This is a genomic window from Micromonospora sp. CPCC 206060, from assembly GCF_036906895.1.
Classification (GTDB): Bacteria; Actinomycetota; Actinomycetes; order Mycobacteriales; family Micromonosporaceae; genus Micromonospora.
The window spans coordinates 1-6987 of the sequence record NZ_JBAKHU010000130.1 but is presented as its reverse complement, the minus strand read 5'-3'; the positions used below and the strand labels follow the sequence as shown (position 1 = coordinate 6987).

General features: G+C 70.7%; 10 protein-coding genes and 1 pseudogene. 4 read left to right on the top strand and 7 right to left on the bottom strand.

Annotation, left to right across the window (positions count from 1 at the left end):
* Positions 1–222 precede the first annotated feature (222 nt).
* Positions 223–372 (top strand): annotated as a pseudogene (locus V6U90_RS34115) (MOSC N-terminal beta barrel domain-containing protein); the annotation flags it as partial.
* 202 nt (positions 373–574) lie between these two features.
* The gene (locus V6U90_RS31980) at positions 575–1012 is read left to right on the top strand and encodes an MOSC domain-containing protein (protein ID WP_334444677.1); all 438 of its coding nucleotides are present in this window, start codon (positions 575–577) and stop codon (positions 1010–1012) included.
* A gap of 74 nt (positions 1013–1086) precedes the next feature.
* Here the strand turns inward: V6U90_RS31980 and V6U90_RS31975 are convergent, their stop codons facing one another.
* The 4 genes from V6U90_RS31975 to V6U90_RS31960 all read right to left on the bottom strand — a co-directional run bounded on the left by V6U90_RS31975 (position 1087) and on the right by V6U90_RS31960 (position 4819).
* Entirely contained in the window at positions 1087–2508 is a 1422-nt protein-coding gene (locus V6U90_RS31975; RefSeq protein ID WP_334444675.1) for a protein kinase domain-containing protein, read from the bottom strand.
* Between the two features lie 51 nt (positions 2509–2559).
* Positions 2560–3414: an SAM-dependent methyltransferase gene (locus V6U90_RS31970; RefSeq protein ID WP_334444679.1), complete on the bottom strand. Its 855-nt coding sequence runs from the start codon at positions 3412–3414 to the stop codon at positions 2560–2562.
* Between the two features lie 149 nt (positions 3415–3563).
* Entirely contained in the window at positions 3564–4445 is an 882-nt protein-coding gene (locus V6U90_RS31965) for a helix-turn-helix domain-containing protein (protein WP_442933711.1), read from the bottom strand.
* A gap of 134 nt (positions 4446–4579) precedes the next feature.
* On the bottom strand, positions 4580–4819 hold the full coding sequence (locus tag V6U90_RS31960; RefSeq protein WP_334444671.1) for a DUF397 domain-containing protein: 240 nt from the start codon (positions 4817–4819) through the stop codon (positions 4580–4582).
* Between the two features lie 284 nt (positions 4820–5103).
* Here V6U90_RS31960 and V6U90_RS31955 point away from each other — a divergent pair, with 284 nt between their 5' ends.
* Positions 5104–5757, top strand: a complete 654-nt coding sequence (locus V6U90_RS31955) for a GGDEF domain-containing protein (RefSeq protein WP_334444669.1) — start codon at positions 5104–5106, stop codon at positions 5755–5757.
* Positions 5758–5838: 81 nt separating this feature from the next.
* Here the strand turns inward: V6U90_RS31955 and V6U90_RS31950 are convergent, their stop codons facing one another.
* The 3 genes from V6U90_RS31950 to V6U90_RS31940 are packed head-to-tail and all read right to left on the bottom strand — an operon-like array spanning position 5839 to position 6451.
* Positions 5839–6078, bottom strand: a complete 240-nt coding sequence (locus tag V6U90_RS31950) for a hypothetical protein (RefSeq protein ID WP_334444667.1) — start codon at positions 6076–6078, stop codon at positions 5839–5841.
* Positions 6075–6293, bottom strand: coding sequence for a hypothetical protein (locus V6U90_RS31945; protein WP_334444665.1), 219 nt, complete (start codon positions 6291–6293; stop codon positions 6075–6077). Before V6U90_RS31945 ends, V6U90_RS31950 begins: the two co-directional genes overlap by 4 nt.
* On the bottom strand, positions 6290–6451 hold the full coding sequence (locus V6U90_RS31940; protein ID WP_334444663.1) for a hypothetical protein: 162 nt from the start codon (positions 6449–6451) through the stop codon (positions 6290–6292). The genes V6U90_RS31945 and V6U90_RS31940 overlap by 4 nt, the downstream gene beginning before the upstream one ends.
* 94 nt (positions 6452–6545) lie before the next feature.
* On the opposite strand from V6U90_RS31940, the gene V6U90_RS31935 reads away from it, so the two are divergent.
* Positions 6546–6764 (top strand): winged helix-turn-helix domain-containing protein, encoded by a 219-nt coding sequence (locus V6U90_RS31935; protein ID WP_334444661.1) that lies wholly within the window; start codon positions 6546–6548, stop codon positions 6762–6764.
* Positions 6765–6987 lie beyond the last annotated feature (223 nt).

Below are 6987 nucleotides of genomic sequence, written 5' to 3'. Positions count from 1 at the left end.
TCCCGGCGACCCACACCCACGCTCACTGACCAGCGCGGACGCTTCCTCGGTCGTACCCGATACACAACGACCCCCGACCCGCCACCATTCCCCACCGGGCCCCGCCCCGAACCGGACATCCGACGCGACCGACACCACCGGGTACGACCGTGCGCATAATTCGTGGTCGTGGCAGACAACGACGGTGTGGTGGAACAGCTGTGGCGGTACCCGGTCAAGTCGATGCTGGGCGAGGAGGTCAGCGCAAGCGAGGTGACGGTACGAGGTCTCACCGGAGACCGGCGCTTCGCCCTCGTACACCGCGAGACCGGTAAGGTGGCCAGCGCCAAACATCCCCGGCTCTGGCGTGACCTGCTCCGCCTCCAGGCCACGGTGACCGACGCTGGCAGCGTACGGATGACCCTCCCGGATGGCACGACGGCACACACCGACGACCCGGAGGCCGAAACCCGGCTGTCGGCGCTGCTCGGCCAACCGGTACGGCTGGTCACCGTTCCTCCTGCCGCCGCCACCCTGGATCGGGCCCGGCCGGACGAGTTGCTGCGCGACGGTGATGTGGAGTCCATCGGGGGGGGTGGAGCCGAGCGGCCTGGCCGGCGCCGCACCCGAGGGCACGTTCTTCGACTTCGCGCCGATCCACCTGGTCACCTCGGCCAGCCTGGACCGCCTCGCGGCACTCGGTACCGGACACCCGGTGGCCCCCGTCCGGTATCGACCCAACCTGGTGATCCGGACCGGCAACGACGGGTTTGTGGAGAACGAGTGGGTGGGGCGGGACGTGGAGATCGGCGACACGCTTCTCCTCCGCATCGTCGCCCCCACCCCACGCTGCGCCGTCCCGACCCTCGCCCACGGGTCCGTTCCGGCTGATCTCGACGCACTGCGGATCGCCGCGCGACACAACCGGGTGGCACCGGTACCGGAACTCGGCCCGCAGCCGTGCGTCGGCGCGTACGCCCAGGTCGTCCGACCCGGATCGATCAGGGTCGGCGACCCGGTGCGGGTGTCCTGAGCCTGAGGCGCTGGAGTGTTAAGAAGGGGCCCTTGCTCTACCGAAAGCGTTAAGAAGGGGCCCTTCCTTACACCTCAATCGTCGGAGTCGTCGGAGTCGTCGCTGTCGTCCCCGGAGACGTTGAGTGGGTTCATCAACTCGGCGAGCCGTTGCCGGACGCTGTCCGGCAGGTCGGACCGGGTCACCTCCCGGCGCAGCTCGAGGAGCTTCCTGCGGAGTTCCTTCGGCTTGCCGTCGAGTTTCTCGCGGACCGCCTTGACCCGGTCACGCAACCGGTCCGCCGCTCCGGCGGTGATCTGACCGGCTGCCTCCGCCTCGTCGATGACGGTGTCGAAGGCGTCGAGGATCTGCCGGGGCGTGGTGGGTACGGGACGCGCGGTGGTGGGGTCGGGATCCGCCGGGGTGGTCTCCGGGGCGGCGGGCGCGCTGCTGGCCGGAGCGCCGGCCCCGGGACCGGGCGGGTCGGGGTCCGTCCCGTTGGCAAACGCGGCGACCACGAGGACGACCGCGAGCACGGCGGCGGCCGCACCACCGACCAACAGCGGTCGACGGCCACGGCCGGGCTGCGGGACGGCGGCCACCAGCGGCGGCGCCGACCGGTCGATCAGGGTGGGCGACTGGGGCGCGGCGGGGATCTTCGGCAGCAGCGCGGTCGGCGGGTCCTGCCGGGGTGCCTCGGTGAGCCGGCGGGCCAGGTCGTCAGCCGTCGGTCGACGGGCCGGGTCGGTGGCCAGGCAGGCCGTCACCAGGGCGGCGGTCCGGGCGGGCAGGCCCGGCACGTCCAGCGGCGGGACCGGCGTACCGGCGCGCTGGACGGCGATCGCGTCGGCCCAGGTCTCGCCGGGCAGCGGGAGACGCCCGGTGAGGCTGACGTAGAGCAGCACGCCGAGCGCGTAGACGTCGCTGGCGGGGTCCGGCGGGCCGGCGCCGAGACGCTCCGGGGCGGTGTAGGCGGGGGTACCCATCAGCGGACCGGTGTCGCCCCGGTGACCGCCTGGCACCGTGAGGGCGGCTATCCCGAAGTCGAGCACCTTCGCCCCGGTGGCGGTCAGCATCACGTTGGCCGGTTTGATGTCGCGGTGCACCACCCCGATGGCGTGCGCGGCGGCAAGCGCCCCGGCCACCTGGGCGCCGAGCGCCGCCACGTCCCGCCACGGCAACGGGCCGGCGGTCAGCCGGTCGGCCAGGGTGCGGCCCTGCACCAGCTCCATGACCAGGTAGGGCACCAGTACCCCGCCGGGCAGGGCGGCCTCGCCGAAGTCGTAGACCTGGGTGATGTGCGGATGGGTGAGCCGGGCGGCGGCGCGTGCCTCCCGCTGGATGACCGCGCGCAGCGCCGGATCGCTCGCCAGGGGCGAGGCGAGCACCTTGACCGCCACGGGACGGTGCAGTACGTCGTCATCGGCGTACCACACCTCGGACATCCCGCCCGAGCCGATGCGCTCGCGCAGGACGTACCGGTCGTGCAGCCGCAACTGCGGGGTGAACGGCGACATAATGGCGAGTCTGCCTGCTCGGTCGGCGAGGGTGTAGAGGGGGTACGACGGTCAGTGTTTGCGGGCGACGGCGGCGTGGATGCCGGCCTCGGCGGCGGTGGGCCGGGGCTGGGGTTCGTGCTCCGCCCGCCAGTGCGCGACCGACGCGATCCCCGGCTCGATCATGGTCAGCCCGGGCCGGTCGAGGAACTGGGCGAACTCCTCCCGGCTGCGCAGGATGATCACCCCGTGTTCGCCCTCGGCGTTGGCGCTCTCCCGCGCCGCAGCCGCGATGTGCGGCGGCAGGTAGTCGTCGGTGGCGTGCGAGGCGACCAGGTAGCTGCCGGCCGGCAGGGCGTCCAGCAGGCGGTTGACGATCGTGTACGGGTCGTCCCGGTCGTGGACGAAGTGCAGGATGGCCACCAGCATCAACGCCACCGGCTGGTTCAGGTCGATGGTGCGCAGCAGGTCCGGGTGGCCCAAGATGGTGTCCACGTCCCGCAGGTCGGCGTCGATGTAGGCGGTGGCCCCCGCGGGGGAGCTGGTGAGCAGGGCCCGGGCGTGGGCCAGCACGATCGGGTCGTTGTCGACGTAGACCACCCGGCTTTCCGGGGCGATCGACTGGGCTACCTCGTGGGTGTTGTCGGCGGTCGGGATGCCGGTGCCGATGTCCAGGAACTGCCGGATGCCGGCCTCCCTGGTCAGGTACGTGACGGCGCGACGCAGGAAGTTACGGTTCTCCCGAGCGGCGAGCCGGATGGTGGGGAAGGCGGCGGCGATGGCGTCCCCGGACTCCCGGTCGGCCTGGAAGTTGTCCTTGCCGCCGAGCCAGTAGTTGTACCGCCGGGCCGGGTGCGGGACGGAGGTGTCGATCCGGGCCGCCGGGTGGGTACCGGCCTGTGTCCCGGATTCTTCGCTGTTCACCATTGCCTCCCGGGTCACCTACGGCGCGCTGACCGTCCACTGTCGCCGTACGGTGCCTCATCGTAGTGTGCTGTCTGCGCAGGGGACTCCCCTGGCTGGTGGTGGGCGGGCGACAGTAACGGACGAACGACCCGCCGCGCCGGCCGGAGCCGTCAGCTGTCCAGGTCGGCGAGGATCCGGCGCAGGATCCCCGGCGTACGCTCCGGCGGGTCGGCCTCCACGCACACCCGCTCCATGGCCACCGCGTAGTGGTCGACGTCGTCGCGTTTGTCGAGGTAGAGCGCACTGGTGAGCTGTTCGATGTAGACGATGTCGGGCAGGTCGGCATCCGGGAAGCGCAGGATGGTGAACGCGGTACCGGCGGCGGCATGTCCACCTGCGGAGAAGGGGATCACCTGGAGCCGGACGTTGGGCAGCCGGGTGGCCTCGATCAGCGTCTCGATCTGGTCGCGCATGACCCGTGGCCCGCCGATGGGACGGCGCAGCACGGACTCGTCGACCACCGCCCACAACTGTGGTGCGTCCGGGCGGGTGAGCAGCTCCTGTCGTTTCATCCGCAGGTTGACCCGGCGGTCGATCTCGCCGGCCGGGGCCCGGCCGTGCCCGAGGAGCACCACGGCCCGGGCGTACTCCCGGCTCTGCAGTAGCCCCGGTACGAACTGCACCTCGTAGGTGCGGATCAGCGACGCCGCCGCTTCCAGGCCCAGGTAGGACTGGAACCAGTTGGGCAGCACGTCGCCGTACCGGTGCCACCAGCCGGGGCTGTTGGCCTCGCGGGCCAGCCCGAGCAGTGCTTCGCGTTCGTCCGGATCGATGACGCCGTACAGCGTGAGCAGGTCCGCGACGTCGCGCTCCTTGAAGCCGACCCGGCCCAGTTCCATCCGGCTGATCTTGGACTCCGAGGAGCGGATCTCCCAGCCGGCGCTCTCCCGGGTCACCCCCTGGGACTCGCGGAGCCGACGCAGCTGGGAGCCGAGCAGCATCCGCAGCACTGTCGGCCCGGTGGCCGGTCCGGTCTCCGGTTGTACGGTCATCACGCGCGGACCTCCATGCAGCCCAGTCAGGTAGGGGAGGCTCCCTGACTGACGTGTAAGCATGCCATGAGCTGACAGTGAGACGAAGCGGACGACCGGCCCTCGCCGTTCGGCCGGTCGGGGCGGTCAGGCGATCAGGTGATCAGGTGATCGAAATCGCCGTCCCGCACGCCGAGCACGAAGGCGGCGATCTCGTCGACGGTGTAGATGAGCGCGGGACCCTCCGGGTGGCGCGAGTTGCGGACGGCGATGCCCGCCCCGCCAGGCAGCTCAGCCAGCTCGACACAGTTGCCGCTGGGGTTGCTGCGGCGACTCTTCTGCCAGGCCAGTGGTGGCAGCTCGGTGGTGGAGACGCCGTTGGGTGGCTGCTTCATCGGTGTCTGTTCTCCAAAGCCTGTGGCGGTTCGAGGAGGCCCGGGAGTCGGCATGGCGACCGCGCGCGATCCAGCGTGGTGCATCTGCACGTGCATCTGCTATTGCATCTGCACCGGACAGCGAGCATGATAACGCACGTGCAAGGGTATTCACCTACGCACGATGAGTGACCGCCAAACGGCCTCTCAACTGGGAAAACAGCGGCCAGACGGCCGCCGCGCCCGGGCGCGCGGGGGCGGCGACCGGGCCACCAAAGGCTACGCAGAGTGACGGGGGAGGTACGATGCCGGAGCCTCTGACGCTCATCGCCGGAGCCGCCGCCGTCACCGCCGCCACCACCGGATGGCACATGCGACGCCGGGCGCTACGCGCCGAGGCCGAGTTGGTCAACCTGCGCCGGGAGCTGGTGGCGGAGCGGCACGCAGCCAGCCACGACCCGCTCACCGGGCTACCCAACCGCCGCGCCTTCTTCCGGATCGGATCGGCGCTGCTGGCCGACCCGGACCACCGCCCCCTCACCGCCGTGGTACTCGACCTCAACGACTTCAAGCAGATCAACGACCGGTTCGGGCACGCCGCAGGTGACCACGTCCTGGTCACCGTGGCCCAGCGGTTCGCCGTCTTCGCCGGTGACAACCTGATCGCCCGACTCGGCGGGGACGAGTTCGCCGGGTTGCTGCACTGTCCCGGACCGGACCGGCGCTGGATCGACCGGGTGGCCCGACAGTTGGCCGAGGCCGTGGGCGCGCCGATCAAACTGGACAGTCTCACCCTGCGGGTCGGCGCCTCGGTCGGGCTGGCCCCGATCACCAGCCCGGTCCCCCTGGCCGAGGCGCTCTGCCGGGCGGATGCGGCGATGTACCGCAAGAAGAGCCTCACCGCCCGGACCCGGCCGCCCCGTCAGCTGGTCGAGCACGCCCACCCCGTCGACGCCTGAGCGGCGACCGGCCGCCGGGCCGGTACCCGACAGCGCACCACGGTCCAGCAGGTGCGGTCCGCTCCGAGACGGATCCAATAGTCACCGAGGCGGGCGGGGCACGATCCGCAGGCCGGCAATCTGGACGTACACCTCACGCTTGTCAACGGCATCGCCGGCCGCGTCGAGGACGTAGCCGGTGAGCCAGCACCAGCCGTGGTAGGTCGGCGCGGTGCCGACGGCGCTGACCCGCAGCCGCAACCCCCGCGAGCCGCCGAACTGCACGCTCGCCGCCGCGCCGACCAGGACCACATCCCCGGGTACGGGGACACGACGGTTCACCGCAGCCAGCCGAGGAACCGACGGTGCAGATCCCCGGCGGGTACCCACGGCAGATCCTGGGACGCTGCCACAAGCTGCGCGCCGAGGTAGCGGGCGAGCGAGACCGGGGCACTGTCGTACTCGGCCCGCAGCTCGGAGCGGCGGGTCCGGCAGGGCCAGGGTGCGCCGCAGCCGCCGCAGTGCCAGATCGGGAGTACGGGGCCGTGGCTGGTCACCGGCGCCACTCCGGCTGCGACTGCGACGCCTGCGGCCAGTGGCCCCGGTTGATCGGGATGCGGTGCCGGGCCTGGCAGGGCAGCTCGTTGCCGCAGCGGCAGACCCGCCGCCAACGCTGCCAGGACCAGACCGGTCGGTGCCGCCGGGCCAGGGTCAACGCCGTGGCGATCAGTACCCGGTGTGCTGGCGATACCCCGTGCTCCTCTGTCCGAGGCGTTGCGTGTTGTCTCTGGACGCAGGGAGGACTACGAATGGCCGAGCCGCTGTACCAACAGATCGCCACCGACATCGCGCGCCAGATCGAGTCCGGCGTCCTCAAGCCAGGCGACAAACTGCCCAGCACGCGCCAACTCTGCGAGATCTACGAGGTGAGCGAGACGGTGATCCGCTTCACCATGATCCACCTCAAGGCACAGGGACTGGTGTACGGCCAACCCGGCCGAGGCGTCTACGTCACCAAGCAACAGTGAGGGGTGGCGATGAAAATCGCCACCCCTCACTGCCTACAAATTCACCCCACCTGCAACAACCTCAGAACAATCACCGATCCAATCCATTCCCACCCAGACACACCTCTGCGTAAGTAAATTTTTCATCGCTTGTCGAGTGCATCGATGAGGTTCGGCGGCGGTGACTGGTCAGGTGCTCGTCGGCGGGTCGGCTTGACCTGGGTCGTTCGGGTTGGATCATGGT